Origin of the sequence: Cobetia amphilecti, assembly GCF_020217465.1 — a bacterium.
Taxonomy (GTDB): Bacteria; Pseudomonadota; Gammaproteobacteria; order Pseudomonadales; family Halomonadaceae; genus Cobetia; species Cobetia amphilecti.
Map to the genome: position 1 here is coordinate 1,481,409 of NZ_CP084115.1, position 14,851 is coordinate 1,496,259.

The window sequence follows — 14,851 nt, forward strand, 5'->3', positions numbered from 1 at the left end:
AGCGCCTGGCCACCGATTGTGGCCAGCGACAAGGAGGTGACTACATGGCCAGCCCACATCCTCATCTCGCGGGCTTTCTGCGACGATTCGAGCAATTTCCGCCCGGACTCACGGCGGATGAGAAGACCTTTCATGCCACCTTCAACGTGGTCTACGTGCTGGCGGTCAGCTGCCATCTGCTCTACGCCATCCTGCTGTTGTGGCTGGGCGAGATGGGCATTCTGGCGCTGAATCTGGCGATGCTGATCGTCGATCTGGTCTGTCTGCAGCTGCACCGTGCTCGCCGTGAAGCCCTGGCGGCCACGCTGATGGCGCTGGGCACCTGCGCGCAGATCAGTTTCTCGTTGCGCTATTTCGGCTCGGAGGCCGGGTTCGACTACTTCTACTTCGGCGCCTTGCTGTGCATCTACTCGATCCGCATGTCGTTCATGCGGCGCGTTCTTCTGTGCGCAGCCTGCCTGAGCATGCCGCTACTGGCCTACATCATCCTGATGTTGGAAGGGCCGACCAATCCGCTGCCCGCCGGCTGGATGCTGGCATTTCGCATCATCAATCTGGGCGTCTTGACCATCTTCTTCACGCTGGTGCTGGTGCAGATGGGCTGGTCGGTGGAGCGCCTGCAGCAGCGTTTCGAGACGGGAGGGCGCTTCGATGCACTGACCGGCGCCCTGAGTCGCGCCGAGCTGGTCGACAGCGGGCGTGGCATGTTGATCAACAACGGGGCGCTGAGCGTGATGATGGTGGATGTCGACCATCTGGCGCTGATCAACGAGACCTGGGGTCGCCAGGCCGGTGATCAGGTGCTCAAGGAGCTGGTGCGGCGCATGCGCAGCATCCTGCGCGGGGAGGACCTGGTCGGGCGCTATGGCGGCGAGGAGTTCGTGCTGTTATGCCCGGGGCTGCATGGCGAGCGCGTCGATCAGGTGGCAGAGCGCCTGTGCAAGGGCGCCTCGGCGTTGCCGTTCGTCATCAATGACGGCCTCAACAGTCTGGATGTCAATCTGTCGATCGGTGTTGCCCAGCGTCAGTCCGGCGACAAGGACCTGGAAGGCCTGATCGCCAAGGCCGACGTCAATCTGTTCCGCGCCAAGCAGGACGGCGGCAATGGCTTCGTCAGTGACACCCAGCTGGGCCCCGTGGGTGGGCCGGGCATCGCCGCCATCAATTGAGCGCAATTCACTGCGCGCAGAGTCTTGTGCACAGAGGTTTGCGTATAGAGATTTGCGAACAAAGCTTGGTATACAACCCAGCACGCCCCCGGAGAATGACGTTCATGTCTCCGGGGGCGTGCGTGTGTCAGGGCATCATCAGGCTTGCCCTGAGAAGAGTCAGCGGCGGTTGGACTGGCGACGACGGCTCTTGCTTGCGGACTTGGGGGCGTAGTCGCTGTTCGAGGCCGGTACCGCGAGCTTGGGCGCAAAGCCTTCCACGACTTCGCGTGTCACGAAATAGCCCAGGTGCTGCTCGATGGCGCACAGGTTGCGGAAGTCATCACGCGAGACCAGCGAGATGGCTTCACCGCTCGCCCCGGCACGGCCGGTACGCCCGATGCGGTGGACATAATCCTCGGCGGCGTCCGGCAGGTCGTAGTTGACCACGCGCTGCAGGTCATCGATGTCGATGCCCCGCGCGGCAACGCCGGTGGCCACGAGATACTTGATGGTGCCGGCCTTGAAGTCGGCCAGCAGCTGCTCGCGCATTGCCTGGCTGCGACCGCTGTGGAAGGACTCGGCGGCGATGTCACGCTTCTCCAGCTGACTCACCAGCTTGGCGGCGCCGCGCTTGGTCTCGATGAAGATCAGCGCCTGCTGCCACTGCTTCTCGTGAATCAGATGGCTCAGGAGGGCGGACTTGAACTCCTTGTCGACCGTGATCAGATACTGGCTGATATCCGGCGCGGTGACGTTCTCCGGTGCGACCATGATCTCGACGGCGTCCGTCACTGCGGTCTTGGCGAGTACGCGCACCTGGGCCGAGAGCGTGGCCGAGAACAGCAGGTTCTGGCGCTCCCTGGGCAGCTTCTCGACGATCTTGTTGATGTCGGCGATGAAGCCCATGTCGAGCATGCGGTCCGCTTCGTCGATGACGAGGGTGCGTGTCTCGTCGAGATGGATCGCGCGGCGGGTCAGCATGTCCAGCAGGCGGCCGGGCGTCGCCACCAGAATGTCCACGCCCTCGATCAGGCGTTGTTGCTGGGGTTCGATCTCCACGCCGCCATACATCGCCATGGAGCTGACTTCCAGATACCGGGCGTAGTGCTGGATGTTGTCTTCGACCTGGATCGCCAGCTCCCGCGTCGGCGTCAGGATGACGGCATGTACGCGCTTGGCACGCACCTTGGGCGCTTGCTGCAGGGTCTGCAGTATGGGCAGCACGAAGCTTGCCGTCTTGCCGGTACCCGTCTGGGCGGCGGCGATCAGGTTGTCACCGGCCAGTACGACGGGGATCGCCTTCTCCTGGATGGGAGTCGGGGTCTGGTAGCCTTGCTCGGTGACGGCCTTGACGATGGAATCGCTCAAACCAAGGGCAGAAAATGGCATGGTGTCTCGACTTGTCTAGAGGGGGAGGGGCAAGCGCACATTCTGCGGCAAGGAATGTCTGGCGCAGTGATGCTCACTGTAGCCGAAAGTCCGCTGACGGCCCGGCGCATCATTGGCCATCGCTGCTCAGGCAGGGTAGCGAAGTGGCGGCGATGGGCGCTGCGCGGCAACAATGAAAAAGCCCCGCCTACCTGAAGTAGACGGGGCTTTCGGAATTCAAGGTGGTGGAGGGACAGGGATTCGAACCCTGGGTAGGCTATTAACCTACGCCGGTTTTCAAGACCGGTGCATTCAACCGCTCTGCCATCCCTCCGACTCACGGAGCGAAATACTACCGAACCTGATGAGAATAGCAAGAGGTAAGCGAAGAAAAATCTTCGGAAAAGCCATCGCGGACAATCACTTGCAGCAGGATGGCGCCGGGGTGAGGCCGCCGGAGCCGCCTGCTGGCACCAGACCATGAATCATGATCATGTGTCAGGCCACGAAAAAGCCCCGCCTACCTGAAGTAGACGGGGCTTTCGGAATCAAGGTGGTGGAGGGACAGGGATTCGAACCCTGGGTAGGCTATTAACCTACGCCGGTTTTCAAGACCGGTGCATTCAACCGCTCTGCCATCCCTCCGACTCACGGGATGAAATACTACGGATTTTTCAGTCAGGGTCAAGGGCTTAGCGTAAATTTCCTTGTCGTTCAGATGCTTGAAAGGTCGCACATGCCACAATGGCTGCGGAGACTGACGATGTCGTTGCCTTGCACGCGCCGGATGGTTGCCTCAATAGGGCTTTTCATCGTTCTGTCTCTTGATTAGGCAAACCCCTGAGGGCATGCTGGGGTCAAATCGATGAATCCATCGTAGCAACCTGAGGATAGACACCATGGCTAACAGCTCCTGGCAGGTCTCGCAGGATACCGCGAGCCGCTCGCTCAGTACTCACAAGGTACTGCGCAACACTTACATGATGCTGGCAATGACGCTGCTGTTCTCCGCGCTGACAGCTGGCGTGGCGATGAGCATGGGCGTCGGCCGCATGAACATCTTCGTGCTGCTGATCGGTGCCTACGGCCTGATGTTCCTGGTCCACAAGACCGCGAACTCCACCGCCGGCATCTTCGCGACCTTCGCCTTCACCGGCTTCATGGGCTTCACGCTCGGCCCGGTACTGAACGCCTACCTGAGCCTGCCCAACGGCGGCCAGCTGGTGATGACCGCGCTCGGCATGACCGGCATCACCTTCGCCGGCCTGTCCGCGGTGGCACTGGTGACGCGCAAGGACTTCTCGTTCCTGGGCAACTTCCTGTTCGCCGGCGCCATCGTGCTGATCCTGGCGATGCTGGCAGCGATGATCTTCAACATCAGCGGCCTGGCACTGGCCGTCTCCGCCGGCTTCGTGCTGTTCGCCTCCGCGGCGATCCTGTTCGAGACCAGCCAGATCATCCACGGCGGGCAGACCAACTACCTGCTGGCGACGGTGAGCCTGTACGTCTCCATCTACAACATGTTCGTCAGCCTGCTGGCCCTGCTGGGCTTCGCTTCCGACGATTGATCGTCAAGCGAAGGAACATGAGACCTGCAAACGACCCCGCCTCGGCGGGGTCGTTTGCGTTCGGGTGTCAGGTGGCGTGACTCGCGCTAGAATGGCGCCCATTCATAAGCAGTCACACGAGGTTCGCATGCGTTATGCTCTGGCCGTCTACGGCGGCCCCTACAGCCAGCAGGCCAGCCATTCGGCGCTGCGCTTTGCCGACGCCCTGCTGGCGCGCGGCCATCAGCTGACCACGGTGTTCTTCTATCACGATGGCGTCTATAACGCCGCCAACATGATGGCACCGCCCCAGGACGAGCCGCATCTGCGCGATCGCTGGCTGTCGCTTGCCGAGAACCACGCCACCCGCCTGCAGGTGTGTGTCGCGGCGGGGCTGAGACGCGGCATGCTCGATGAGCGCGAAGCGGCGCGGCATGGCAAGCAGGGGCATACCCTCGAGGCGCCGTTCGAGCTGACGGGGCTGGGCCAGCTGGTCGAGGCGACGCTGGACAATGACCACCTGATCACCTTTGCATGACGTCATTTCTTGTCGTCACTGATGATGTCACTTATCGAGTGAGGAGCAGACCATGAGCGATGTGATGACGGCGCCCCTGGCAGGCGATGACGCCGGGATGGCCGCCGGTGATCTGCTGGTCATGCTGCGCCATGGCCCGCATGGCAGCAGCTGGCTGCGCGAGGGACTGGAGGCGGCGATGGTCGCGGCCGCCTTCGGGCGCGAGGTCGGGCTGCTGTTCACCGGCGATGGCGTGATGGCGCTGCTGGAAGGGCAGCAGGTCGGGCCGCTGGGGCAGAAGGGCAGTGACAACCTGCTGGCGGCGCTTGAGATGTATGACGTCGAGCGCTGCTACGTCGATGCGGCGGCGCTGCGCGCACGGGGCCTGACAGCGCAGGATGTCACGCTGTTGCCGGTCACGCTGCTCGAGCACGACGAGGTGGTCGCGCTGACCACCGCGTTCTCGCGCGTGCTGAGCTTCTGACACGTCACTGCCGCCAACGCTGGCGACTGATATGCTCGCATCAGTTTCCTGATGCCATGTCATTGATATCTCTTGATTGATGGCCAGTGGCAGTCCCAGCTTCCCTTGCCTGGATAATTGCATGAATCTACATCTACTCAATCGTTCGCCATTCTCCAGCCGCATCCATGATGATGTGCTCAATGCCATGGGCCCGGAAGATCAGCTGCTGTTGATCGAGGATGGCGTCAATGGCGCCCTCGACAACGCCGAGCAGCACCTTGCCGGGCTTGAGGGGCGGCTGTTCGCGTTGCGCGAAGACCTCGAGTCCCGCGGCCTGCTGGGGCGCTGCGCGGAGAACGTCATCGTGGTCGACGTCGACGGTTTCGTCGCCTTGACCGAGGCCGCCGACAAGACCGTCAGCTGGTTCTGAGGCGCCAGGCGCTTCTCCCTTTCAATTTTCATGCAAGACGTGAATCAGGATCTGTATGGCCAGTAGTGAAACGGTGCGCACACTGACGCTTGATGGGCGTGATATCGGACTGGATGCGGAAGGTTATCTGGTCGATCTGGATGACTGGAGCCCGGCGCTGGCGGAAATGCTGGCCGCCGAGGAGGGGCGTGAACTGACGCCGGAGCACTGGGAGGTGATCGAGGTGTTGCGCGACTTCTATCAGCGCTTCTCGCTCTCGCCGGCCATGCGCCCGCTGAGCAAGGCGATGACCCAGCGGTTTGGTCCCGACAAGGGCCGCTCGCTGCATCTGATGCGGCTGTTCCCGGACAGCCCGCCCAAGGTGGGCGCGCGCATCGCCGGGCTGCCCAAACCGACCAACTGTCTGTGACGGTCAGCCGCATGCATGAGTCACCTTGCCCGTCGTGGTGCGCTGCGCTCAACGCGCAAGACCCGGCAGGGATGGCGACGTACGGCGTTGTCTGCGTTACTATTCGTCACAGCGTTGCGGTGTCGGCCAGGAGGCCGATGCTGCTTCAGGTCCCGCGACATGGTCGCAAGGGCATTTGAATTCAGGCGGACAAGAGTCGACTTGCATGGGAAGAGCATTCCAGAACCGTAAAGAATCAATGGCGCGTACCTCTCTCAACAAGGCACGCGTGTATTCACGTTACGGGCGCGAGATTTACGTCTCGGCCAAGAGCGGTGGCCTCGACCCCAACGGCAACCTGAGCCTGCGTCGTCTCATCGAGAAGGCCAAGAAGGACCAGGTGCCGACTCACGTCATCGACAAGGCGATCGACAAGGCCAAGGGCACCGGCGGCGAAGACTTCGCTCTGGCGCGCTATGAAGGCTTTGGTCCGGGCAACGTCATGGTCATCGTTGATTGTCTGACCGACAACAACAACCGCACCTTCGGCGAAGTCCGCACCTGCTTCAACAAGGGCAAGGGCAAGCTGGGCGCGCAGGGGTCGGTGTCGCACATGTTCGACCACCGCGCCATCCTGGCTTTCAAGGGCGCGGAAGAGGACGAGGAAAAGGTCCTGGAAGCGCTGATGGAAGCCGACGTCGATGTCAGTGATATCGAGCTCGACGAAGGCATCATCACGGTTCTCGCGCCGACGACCGAGTACTTCAAGGCCAAGGGTGCGCTGACCGACATCTACGGTGAAGACCTCGACTTCGAAGTCGATGAGATCAGCTTCATTCCGCAGATCCATACCGAAGTCGGCGGCGATGATGCCGAGCTGCTCAACAAGATGCTCGAGCTGCTGGATGATTGTGAAGACGTGCAGCAGGTCTATCACAACGGCGAGTTCGTCTAGGCCAGCGTCTTGAACGTGATGCGACTGACGGTTTCACGCTGACTGGGATGCGAATGTCAGTGTGAGAGGTCAGTCAGAGAAAAGCCCCGTCGGCATGCCGACGGGGCTTTTTCATGTCTCGACACTCTGCACGTATCGACACTCTGCACGTATCGACAGTACGCGCGTCTCAGCAGTGCGCGCGCTTCAGCAATGTGCATGGTGCTGCGCTTGCGGGTCCGTCTCGCGTGGGTCCGCCATGCCACCCTTGACGCCATGCTTTACCAGCCAGACGTTGACGGGCCAGGCGGCGAGCAGCCCCAGGCTCAGGGAAATGATCAGCGAGTTCCAGAACAGCGGCTGGTGCATGCCGGCACCGCCCGCAAGCCAGAGGTCCACGGAAATCGCCACCACTTCCATCACCACGATGGAGGCCGTCTCGCTCTTGAAGGCATCACGAATCACCTGCGGCTTGTCATCACTGCCGCCCTGCAGCATCGGGCCGACCGTCAGCAGGAAGCCGAACAGGTAAGCGAAGATGAAGGTGATGATCGCGGTGGAGATATTGCCCATGGCCAACAGGCCCACCGCCAGGCTGACGCCGACGAATTCCCCCAGTCCGCAGCCCGAATAGCAGTGCGCGACGCTCCTCAGCCCCTTGCGGGCATCACCGTTGGCGGCGATCTGGCGCCGCCCGGCGAAACGATAGACCAGCAGTCCCACGACACCGGAGTAGAGCGTGGTCAGCCCCCACACCCACTTCATCATCGGGGCCAGGTGAGCATTCTTCGTGGTCAGGTCACGCACGACCCAGATCAGCGCCGGTACCATCAGCAACAGCCAGCACAGCAGCAGGCTCCAGTGGGAAAGTGACTCACGTAATAGATCTTGCATGGTGACCCCCGTAGAGTGGATGTCGCAGATGGCCGTGCGCCGATAGCAATACGCTGATAGCAGTACGCTGGTGGCGCGGCCCTCCTTGATAGCTGGTGGGGGCAGCGCGCCATATCAAGGGTGGCTGGTCATCGCCTGCTCGCAACCGCCCGTTGCTTCCGCCTGACAGGGTGACAGACGAGGGTGTGTTCTCACGCCTTGTTAACCTTGCCGCAAGCCTCCATGGTGAAGGATGTCGGGCATTGCCCTTGCAATGTCGCCACTTTTCCCAGGAGTCACCATGTCGAGATACGCTGCTACATCCCTTGCGCGCGCCGCCCGTCAATTCGCCGGCGTCGGCTTGATTGCCTCGCTCGCCGCGCCAGCCGTGGCCCAGGCGGCAGACGACAAGGTCTTCGGCTGGGTGGAGAAGGCGACCATCGAGCCGTGGGGCGTGATGGTGAAGGCCAAGCTGGATAGCGGCGCACTGACCTCCTCGATGCATGCCGAGAATATCGAGACCTTCGAGCGTGATGACGAGGAGTGGGTGCGTTTCGATGTGGAAGTCGAGGACGAAGCCAAGGGTGACAAGGTCGAGAACACCTTCGAGCGCCCCCTGTATCGCGACCTGACGGTATCCGGCGCAGGCGGACGCGATACGCGCCCGGTGGTGCTGATGACGCTGTGCATGGGCGGCGAGCGCTACGAGGAGCAGTTCAGTCTGCGCGATCGTGACGGCATGAATTACCCGGTGCTGCTGGGGCGCCGCACCATCCAGAGCCTGGGTGTGCTCGATGTGCGCAAGACCTTCCAGACCAGCCCGGACTGTGCCGAGGACGCGCCGCTGCATCGCTATGAAGACAAGGAGTATTCCGATCGCATCGGCGCGGCGTCCTGATCATATGTCGCTCTGAACGCTCATTGAGGAACGCGTACTGCGCACATTCATCACAAGAGGGAGGCCAGCATGTCGGACATCGCCAGCCAGCGACCTCAGCGTGACGGTTTGCCACTCATCAGGATCTACTACGACGCGCGCTGCCCGGTGTGTCGTCGTGAACGCGCCCGCTACGAGCGGCTGTCGCGCCAAGACGCCAACGTCGAGTGGTGGGATGCGACGGATAACGCCGAGCATCTCGCCGCTCGCGGCATCGGCCTTAAGCAGGCATTGCTGTCGTTGCATGTCGAGACAGCGCAAGGGCAGATCTGTGAGGGCATGCCGGCGTATCGCCTGCTGCTTGCGCGCATCCCCGGTCTTGCCTGGCTGGGGTGGCTGATCACGCGGCCGCTGATCGAGCCGGCGCTGACGCGAGTCTACGATGCCTGGGTGCGTCGTCGGCTGTGTCGGGACGGCAGGCTGTGAGGTGCCGACGAGCCCGACGCAGGCTGCTGGAAGCCCCGTTGCAAGCCCTGCTGGTTTATCATGCTTTTTTGATATGCAAATGCTAATAGTTTTCGTTAGTATGTGAGGCACTGTCTGTTTCTTCACGTCTGCGAGCTTCCCGATGATCGACGCGCTTTCCCCGCTCTTTGCCGGTCCGATGGTTGCCTATCGGGACCTGATCACTACCTACACTCAGGTGCAGGCAGATGATGAGGCGTCGCTCCAGCGTGTCGTGCCGGCGCGCGATGTGCTCAGCCCCGGGTGGCTGGCGGCGTGCATCGCCGCGCATGGCATGCAGTACGAGGCCAGCCCGGCAAACGCCGCCTCTCACCACAGCGCCCCCGATGAGCAGGCGCTGCTATCCCAGTGGTCCAAGTACCTGTTGTCCTCGATGGTGTCGCTGCCGCTGGCGGCCAACCTGCTGCTGGACCATCAACTGCCACTGGAGCTGCGGCATCTTTCGCTGCGCCTTGGCGAGCATGGCGTGGTCACGCAGCTGATACTCGATGATGCGGCGGGGCAGGGCGCAAGCCTCCCGGCGGAGATCGAGTCGGCCGATGAGGCGACGCGGCTCCAGGCGCGCTTTCAGGGCTACCTGGCGCATCTTGAGGCCGTCATCGAGCGCCTCGTGCCGCACACTGCGCTGGGGCCCAAGGTCTTCTGGAGCAACGCGGCACATTACTTCGTCTATATCGTCGGCATGCTGGAAGAGCAGGGCTGGGTCGCGCAGGCGGCGCCGGCACGTCAGCTGATGGCGACCAGAATTCTGGCCGACGGGCGGCGCAATCCGCTCTATCAGCCGGTCAGCGACGTGATGGACCGCCACGGCGAACGGCATACGCCGCGCAAGGTATGCTGCGTGCGTTATCGCATCGAGTGCCTGGGCTATTGCAGCAATTGTCCGCTGAGCATCGAGCGCGCCACGGCCCGCCGCGCTCAGACGCGTCGGGTCGATCAGCGCGCCAACTCGCGCGCGGCGCTGATCGGCAGCGACCTGTCCTGATGGGTAGCGTCCTGAGCGGCAGCGGTCTGTGTTGATCGGCGCCCTCTGGTAAGATGGCGGCCCCTGTCATTGTCCGGTATGTCGTCATGTCCTCGTCTTCGCGCCGCCCACGCGGTGCTTCCCTCGCCAAGTCCGGCGCATCCTCCCGACACGACTCGGCTGACAGACGTCAGCAGGGCACCGCGGCTGACCGTCGTGATCCGGCCGCGCGCGAGAAGCCTGGCGCGGCCAAGGCGCCTTCCATTAAAGCGCCTTCCAACAGGATGCCTTCCAACAAGGCGCCTTCCATCAAGGTGACCCCGGCTCGCAAGGGTCAGCTGCATCCCCGCAACCCGCATCGTGGGCGCTATGACATGGCCGCGCTGGTCAAGGCGAGCCCGGCACTGGCGGCCTTCGTGATCAAGACACCCGCTGGCAGCGAGTCCATCGACTTCGCCGATCCCCTGGCGGTCAAGGCGCTCAATCGGGCCCTGTTGAGTCGCCATTACGGTATCGCCCACTGGGACATCCCCGCCGGCTATCTGTGTCCGCCCATCCCCGGGCGTGCCGATTATCTGCATTACCTGGCGGACCTGATCAGTGAGGCGAATGGCGGTCAGCTGCCGGCGGGTGAGCACGTGCGCGCGCTGGATATCGGCACCGGCGCCAACCTCATCTACCCCCTGCTGGGCAATCGCAGCTTTGGCTGGCAGATGGTCGGCAGTGATATCAGCGCGCAGGCGATCGACTCGGCTCGCGCGATTGTGAGCGCCAATCTGCGGCTCAAGGGCCAGATCGAGGTGCGTCTGCAGACTGATCGCACGCGCCACTTCGCTGGTATCTGGGGCGCGGATGAGCGTTTTGATCTGGTGCTGTGCAATCCGCCGTTCCATGCCAGCGAAGCCGATATGGCGCGGGAATCGCAGCGCAAATGGCGCGGGCTCGACAAGTCGCGCCGGCAGCGCGGCAATGCCTCACGCAAGGGGCGTGCACGCAACGTGCCAGCGCTGAATTTCGCGGGACAGGCGGCCGAGCTCTGGTGTCCGGGCGGGGAAGAAGCCTTCGTCACCCGCATGATCCAGGAGAGTCGCAACGTCGCCACGCAGTGCCTGTGGTTCACCTCGCTGGTCGCGCATTCGGCGAGCCTGACCGGCATCAGGAAAGCCCTCAAGCTCAGTGGCGCCAGCGAGGTCAGGGTGATCGAGATGTCCCAGGGGCAGAAGGTCAGCCGCTTCGTCGCCTGGTCGTATCTCACGCCCGACCAGCGTCGGCAGTGGGGGCGGGATCACTGGCAAGGGAAGTGAAGCGTCTGTCATAGCCGTATCAAGAGAGTCTTCGACTCAATGATGTCTTTGCATTGAAGCCCCCGTCGCCCAGCGCGACGGGGGCTTCTTGCATTGGCGGTTGTCATCCGCGCTTCACTTAAGCCTGCCTTAATAGTTTGCGGGCAAACTTTCTGCCAGGAACGCGCAGCCTGCCGGTTCCGATCGCTGCAGGATCTGACATTTATCCGGCTTGCTCGACGCCCAGTCATTGCTCAGGAGTTATTCCATGAAGTCCGCGATCACCATGACATCGCCTGGTCCAGACCACCCCTCGGCGCAGGGCGAGGGGCCCTTGTGCGGAGGAGTTTCGGTGTTGATACCGGCTCGTGATGAGCGTGACAACTTGCCGGGCCTTATTGCCGAGGTGCATGAGGCGCTTGCGGGGCAGCGCTACGAGATCATCGTGGTGGATGATGGTTCCAGTGATGGCAGTTGGAGTTGGCTCAAGCAGGCTGCGCAGGAAGATGCACGATTGCGCCCCTATCACCACGGCACCAGTTTCGGACAGAGTACTTCGCTGTGGCAGGCTGCCAGGCTGGCGCGCGGTCGATGGTTGGCGACCCTGGATGGTGATGGCCAGAATGATCCAGCGGACTTGCCGGACATGTTGTCACTGGCAACGCTCGAAAAGCTCGACCTGGTAGCTGGTCATCGCACGCAACGCCGCGATGATGCCGTCAAGCGTGTGTCATCACGCTTGGCCAATGCCATCCGACAAGCGCTGCTGCAAGATGACACGCCAGATACCGGCTGCGGAATCAAGGTCATGCGTCGTGACGTCTTCCTTCGGCTGCCGTATTTCGATCACATGCATCGCTTTCTTCCGGCGTTGGTTCGCGCTCAGGGTGGCAAGGTGCAGTCATTGGCAGTCCGTCACCGCGAACGAGTGGCAGGAGTATCCAAATACGGCTTCTTCGATCGGCTCTGGGTCGGTATTGCCGATATCGTCGGAGTGATGTGGCTTGTGCGTCGCTCGCGTCTACCGTCACCGCTCGAGAATATCTTTGGCCATGCTGCCAGTGAGGCCATCGACCATGGTTCGCTGCCGTTGGTGGGGACGCCCGTGTCGACGCCTTCTGCATTCGCGCCAACAAGCCTGTTTGACTCCCCCTCTAGATATCAAGCTGATGGTCACGATGCAGCAGCAGGTGACAGCAACCCGGACCAGGCCGACGTGGCGCGGGGTGCCTGCTGATGGATGTCAGTCCGTGGTGGGTCGCTGTCGGTTTTGGAGGCCAGGCGCTGTTCTCGGCGCGTTTCATCATTCAGTGGCTGGCCAGTGAGAAGGCACGTCGTTCCATCGTTCCTCGTGCCTTCTGGTGGTTCTCGCTTGCCGGTGGCATGACGCTGCTTGCGTATGCCATCCACCGCGAGGATCCGGTATTCATTGCCGGTCAGGGGGCAGGGCTTTTCATCTATCTGCGTAATCTGAGCTTGATCAAGCGGGATCGCCGGTCACTCACGTCGCCTGGTAGCGAAGCGTCGTCTCAGGCACCGCAGGAGGCCACTGTCGTCGAACACGCTTGTGGCAAGACGGAAGATCGCGAATCGGGCACTGACGACTCCCTGAAGGCCAGGCTCGCGTCGCTGGAGATAGAAAACGCCCGACTCAAGACTGAAGTGGCACACCTCCATGTCAATCCCGTTCAGCACCAAGGGACAGGCGCATGAAGGCAATGACGCCAGCTGGCGGTGTGTACCGAAGACTTTCCCGCCATCCCTGGTGGGTCCTGGGGGCGTTGTATCTATCTGTCTCTGCCATCGGGCTTGGCATGCGTATGCCGTGGCCTGCCGATGAGCCACGCTTCGCGCTCAATGGTCTCGAAATGTGGATCACGGGGGACTGGTGGTTGCCACACCGCGCGGGAGAGCTTTATCCCGACAAGCCGCCGATCTTCATGTGGCTCAGTGCCTTGTCCACTGGCTTGGTAGGGGATATCCGCATCGGCTTTGCCCTGCCGTCGCTGGTGGCCGGAGCCGCGACTCTGGGGCTGAGCGTGGACCTGATTCGCCGCCTGCATGGCCGGCACACAGCCTTCATTGCCGGGCTGTGGTTGCTCGCGTCAGTGCAGTTCATCTTGCAGGCCCGTACGGCTCAGATCGACATGCTGGTCACGGCTTTCATCCTGCTGGGTAGCTGGGGATTGTTGCGGCATGCATTGCTCAATGATGGCGTGCGCTATTTCTATCTCGGCTGCTTTGCGATGGGACTTGGCATCCTCACCAAGGGGGTCGGGTTCCTGCCGTTGCTGATGTTGCCTTTCTGGCTGATGGCTGCGCGTCACGCATCGATTTGGCGCAGCAGTGGTCGTCGCGCAGGGCAGCTGACATCACGCGAGCTGTTGATCGGACTCTGCTGGATGCTGGCGGCTCCGCTGCTCTGGGTAGGGCCGATGCTGGTAATGTCCTTCGTGTCCGGCGATTCGGAGCTTGCCGCCTATCGCGACAACATCCTGCTCAAGCAGACCGCTGAGCGATACACCGACAGCTGGCATCATCTGAAGCCTTGGCATTACTTCCTGACCAGTGTGATTCCTTGGGCATGGATGCCGCTGCTGCTGACGCTACCCTCGTGGCCGAAGGCACTCGCTCGCCGCTTCTCGCGCCGCGATCTACGAGTCTGGCTGCCCCTGGTGGGTGCGGCATTGATGGTGGTCTTCTTCTCGTTGTCTCCAGGCAAGCGGGGAGTCTATATCCTGCCGGCGCTGCCGTTGTTGGTGATCGGTCTGGCACCCATGTTGCCGGGGTTGTCACGTAAGCCTCATGTCTCCTGGCTGGGGTTTGCACTTTGCGCCGGATTGGCAGGCATCTTCCTGATCGCGGCACTGCTCGGTGTCTTCGGGTACCCGGCATTGGCGACGCTTGCCGAAAAGGAGGGGGTGGTGCCGTGGGGGTGGTGGGGGCTGCTGGGTGTCAGCGGTATCACGCTCTGTACCTGGCTGAAACCACGGAACGGCTTGTTGGCCTTGGGGATTTGGCTCGTGGTGTTCTGGAGTCTGTGGGGCACCTGGGGGGCACGATTGATGGACCCGGTTCGCAATCCTGCCGTACTGATGGCGAAGGTTGCCGAGAAGAGCGATTACCAGGCATTGGCCATTCCCGACTTTCGTGAGCAATACATCCTGCAGGCGCGCCAACCATTGTGGCACTTCGGTTACAAGACGCCGGAGGAAGACCAATTCTCGCGCCTCTATGCATGGCTGAAGGAGGCCCCGCAGAACCGCTGGGTCTTGTTGACACCCCGCAAGCTCAAGCGGCATGCCTGTCTGGATGGCGCACAGGCCATCACATTGAATGAGCCTGATGAGCAATGGGTACTGCTACCTGGCAGCGCGGCCGTGAAATGTCAGGGCAATCCCGATGCTGCGCCGATGTATCTGGCGCCGACCTCGGTCTCGAATGAAGCGGCACAGCTGATCGGACTTCCCCAGCGCCATACTCTGATGCCGGAGGTTCAGCCATGAAGTGTCAGAAGCAACTTTCATG

General features: G+C 62.1%; 16 protein-coding genes and 2 tRNA genes. 14 read left to right on the forward strand and 4 right to left on the reverse strand.

The features are described from left to right. Nucleotides 1-44 precede the first annotated feature (44 nt). Complete coding sequence (locus LCW13_RS06410) at nucleotides 45-1,169, forward strand: GGDEF domain-containing protein (RefSeq protein WP_054557336.1); 1,125 nt, start codon at nucleotides 45-47, stop codon at nucleotides 1,167-1,169. Nucleotides 1,170-1,328: 159 nt separating this feature from the next. Here the strand turns inward: LCW13_RS06410 and LCW13_RS06415 are convergent, their stop codons facing one another. From LCW13_RS06415 to LCW13_RS06425, 3 genes are all read right to left on the reverse strand, one after another. Continuing rightward, nucleotides 1,329-2,540 carry a DEAD/DEAH box helicase gene (locus LCW13_RS06415; protein ID WP_225347839.1) on the reverse strand — a complete coding sequence of 404 codons (1,212 nt, stop codon included), beginning with the start codon at nucleotides 2,538-2,540 and terminating at the stop codon, nucleotides 1,329-1,331. A gap of 222 nt (nucleotides 2,541-2,762) precedes the next feature. After that, nucleotides 2,763-2,853, reverse strand: a tRNA-Ser gene (locus LCW13_RS06420). 220 nt (nucleotides 2,854-3,073) lie between these two features. Further along, nucleotides 3,074-3,164: transfer RNA gene (locus LCW13_RS06425), tRNA-Ser, on the reverse strand. A gap of 254 nt (nucleotides 3,165-3,418) precedes the next feature. Here LCW13_RS06425 and LCW13_RS06430 point away from each other — a divergent pair. The 6 genes from LCW13_RS06430 to LCW13_RS06455 all read left to right on the forward strand — a co-directional run bounded on the left by LCW13_RS06430 (nucleotide 3,419) and on the right by LCW13_RS06455 (nucleotide 6,822). Then, nucleotides 3,419-4,087, forward strand: a complete 669-nt coding sequence (locus LCW13_RS06430) for a Bax inhibitor-1/YccA family protein (protein ID WP_054557334.1) — start codon at nucleotides 3,419-3,421, stop codon at nucleotides 4,085-4,087. Between the two features lie 127 nt (nucleotides 4,088-4,214). Further along, nucleotides 4,215-4,604 (forward strand): sulfurtransferase complex subunit TusD, encoded by a 390-nt coding sequence (gene tusD, locus LCW13_RS06435; RefSeq protein ID WP_043335054.1) that lies wholly within the window; start codon nucleotides 4,215-4,217, stop codon nucleotides 4,602-4,604. Between the two features lie 52 nt (nucleotides 4,605-4,656). Next, nucleotides 4,657-5,067, forward strand: a complete 411-nt coding sequence (gene tusC, locus LCW13_RS06440) for a sulfurtransferase complex subunit TusC (protein ID WP_225347840.1) — start codon at nucleotides 4,657-4,659, stop codon at nucleotides 5,065-5,067. Nucleotides 5,068-5,188: 121 nt separating this feature from the next. After that, a complete protein-coding gene (gene tusB, locus LCW13_RS06445) occupies nucleotides 5,189-5,479 on the forward strand; it encodes a sulfurtransferase complex subunit TusB (RefSeq protein WP_043335056.1) in 291 nt (96 codons plus the stop codon). Nucleotides 5,480-5,534: 55 nt separating this feature from the next. Then, complete coding sequence (locus LCW13_RS06450; RefSeq protein WP_166019546.1) at nucleotides 5,535-5,888, forward strand: TusE/DsrC/DsvC family sulfur relay protein; 354 nt, start codon at nucleotides 5,535-5,537, stop codon at nucleotides 5,886-5,888. Nucleotides 5,889-6,093: 205 nt separating this feature from the next. Beyond that, nucleotides 6,094-6,822: a YebC/PmpR family DNA-binding transcriptional regulator gene (locus LCW13_RS06455; RefSeq protein ID WP_054557332.1), complete on the forward strand. Its 729-nt coding sequence runs from the start codon at nucleotides 6,094-6,096 to the stop codon at nucleotides 6,820-6,822. Nucleotides 6,823-7,008: 186 nt separating this feature from the next. On the opposite strand, the gene LCW13_RS06460 is transcribed toward LCW13_RS06455, so the two are convergent. After that, nucleotides 7,009-7,695: a DUF4396 domain-containing protein gene (locus LCW13_RS06460; RefSeq protein WP_153635435.1), complete on the reverse strand. Its 687-nt coding sequence runs from the start codon at nucleotides 7,693-7,695 to the stop codon at nucleotides 7,009-7,011. Nucleotides 7,696-7,975: 280 nt separating this feature from the next. Here LCW13_RS06460 and rloA3 point away from each other — a divergent pair, with 280 nt between their 5' ends. The 7 genes from rloA3 to LCW13_RS06495 all read left to right on the forward strand — a co-directional run bounded on the left by rloA3 (nucleotide 7,976) and on the right by LCW13_RS06495 (nucleotide 14,829). Further along, nucleotides 7,976-8,572, forward strand: a complete 597-nt coding sequence (gene rloA3, locus LCW13_RS06465) for a retropepsin-like aspartic peptidase RloA3 (RefSeq protein ID WP_225347841.1) — start codon at nucleotides 7,976-7,978, stop codon at nucleotides 8,570-8,572. A gap of 69 nt (nucleotides 8,573-8,641) precedes the next feature. Beyond that, nucleotides 8,642-9,037, forward strand: a complete 396-nt coding sequence (locus LCW13_RS06470; RefSeq protein ID WP_225347842.1) for a thiol-disulfide oxidoreductase DCC family protein — start codon at nucleotides 8,642-8,644, stop codon at nucleotides 9,035-9,037. A gap of 142 nt (nucleotides 9,038-9,179) precedes the next feature. Further along, nucleotides 9,180-10,061, forward strand: coding sequence for a siderophore-iron reductase FhuF (fhuF, locus tag LCW13_RS06475; protein WP_225347843.1), 882 nt, complete (start codon nucleotides 9,180-9,182; stop codon nucleotides 10,059-10,061). An 86-nt stretch (nucleotides 10,062-10,147) separates the two neighbouring features. Beyond that, nucleotides 10,148-11,344, forward strand: a complete 1,197-nt coding sequence (gene rlmF, locus LCW13_RS06480; RefSeq protein ID WP_225347844.1) for a 23S rRNA (adenine(1618)-N(6))-methyltransferase RlmF — start codon at nucleotides 10,148-10,150, stop codon at nucleotides 11,342-11,344. Nucleotides 11,345-11,675: 331 nt separating this feature from the next. Beyond that, complete coding sequence (locus LCW13_RS06485; RefSeq protein WP_225347845.1) at nucleotides 11,676-12,560, forward strand: glycosyltransferase family 2 protein; 885 nt, start codon at nucleotides 11,676-11,678, stop codon at nucleotides 12,558-12,560. Then, nucleotides 12,560-13,036 (forward strand): lipid-A-disaccharide synthase N-terminal domain-containing protein, encoded by a 477-nt coding sequence (locus tag LCW13_RS06490; RefSeq protein ID WP_225347846.1) that lies wholly within the window; start codon nucleotides 12,560-12,562, stop codon nucleotides 13,034-13,036. Before LCW13_RS06485 ends, LCW13_RS06490 begins: the two co-directional genes overlap by 1 nt. 101 nt (nucleotides 13,037-13,137) lie before the next feature. Further along, the gene (locus LCW13_RS06495; RefSeq protein ID WP_225347847.1) at nucleotides 13,138-14,829 is read left to right on the forward strand and encodes an ArnT family glycosyltransferase; all 1,692 of its coding nucleotides are present in this window, start codon (nucleotides 13,138-13,140) and stop codon (nucleotides 14,827-14,829) included. The last annotated feature ends 22 nt before the right edge of the window (nucleotides 14,830-14,851 follow it).

What these genes read in the sequence shown, in the direction of transcription:
- tusC (WP_225347840.1), top strand. Translation starts at nt 4,657, where the DNA reads ATGAGCGATGTGATGACGGCGCCCCTGGCAGGCGATGACGCCGGGATG.
- rlmF (WP_225347844.1), top strand. Translation starts at nt 10,148, where the DNA reads ATGTCCTCGTCTTCGCGCCGCCCACGCGGTGCTTCCCTCGCCAAGTCC.
- LCW13_RS06415 (WP_225347839.1), bottom strand. Translation starts at nt 2,540, where the DNA reads ATGCCATTTTCTGCCCTTGGTTTGAGCGATTCCATCGTCAAGGCCGTC.
- fhuF (WP_225347843.1), top strand. Translation starts at nt 9,180, where the DNA reads ATGATCGACGCGCTTTCCCCGCTCTTTGCCGGTCCGATGGTTGCCTAT.
- LCW13_RS06495 (WP_225347847.1), top strand. Translation starts at nt 13,138, where the DNA reads ATGCGTATGCCGTGGCCTGCCGATGAGCCACGCTTCGCGCTCAATGGT.
- tusD (WP_043335054.1), top strand. Translation starts at nt 4,215, where the DNA reads ATGCGTTATGCTCTGGCCGTCTACGGCGGCCCCTACAGCCAGCAGGCC.
- LCW13_RS06450 (WP_166019546.1), top strand. Translation starts at nt 5,535, where the DNA reads ATGGCCAGTAGTGAAACGGTGCGCACACTGACGCTTGATGGGCGTGAT.
- LCW13_RS06455 (WP_054557332.1), top strand. Translation starts at nt 6,094, where the DNA reads ATGGGAAGAGCATTCCAGAACCGTAAAGAATCAATGGCGCGTACCTCT.
- LCW13_RS06490 (WP_225347846.1), top strand. Translation starts at nt 12,560, where the DNA reads ATGGATGTCAGTCCGTGGTGGGTCGCTGTCGGTTTTGGAGGCCAGGCG.
- LCW13_RS06470 (WP_225347842.1), top strand. Translation starts at nt 8,642, where the DNA reads ATGTCGGACATCGCCAGCCAGCGACCTCAGCGTGACGGTTTGCCACTC.
- LCW13_RS06460 (WP_153635435.1), bottom strand. Translation starts at nt 7,695, where the DNA reads ATGCAAGATCTATTACGTGAGTCACTTTCCCACTGGAGCCTGCTGCTG.
- rloA3 (WP_225347841.1), top strand. Translation starts at nt 7,976, where the DNA reads ATGTCGAGATACGCTGCTACATCCCTTGCGCGCGCCGCCCGTCAATTC.
- LCW13_RS06410 (WP_054557336.1), top strand. Translation starts at nt 45, where the DNA reads ATGGCCAGCCCACATCCTCATCTCGCGGGCTTTCTGCGACGATTCGAG.
- tusB (WP_043335056.1), top strand. Translation starts at nt 5,189, where the DNA reads ATGAATCTACATCTACTCAATCGTTCGCCATTCTCCAGCCGCATCCAT.
- LCW13_RS06430 (WP_054557334.1), top strand. Translation starts at nt 3,419, where the DNA reads ATGGCTAACAGCTCCTGGCAGGTCTCGCAGGATACCGCGAGCCGCTCG.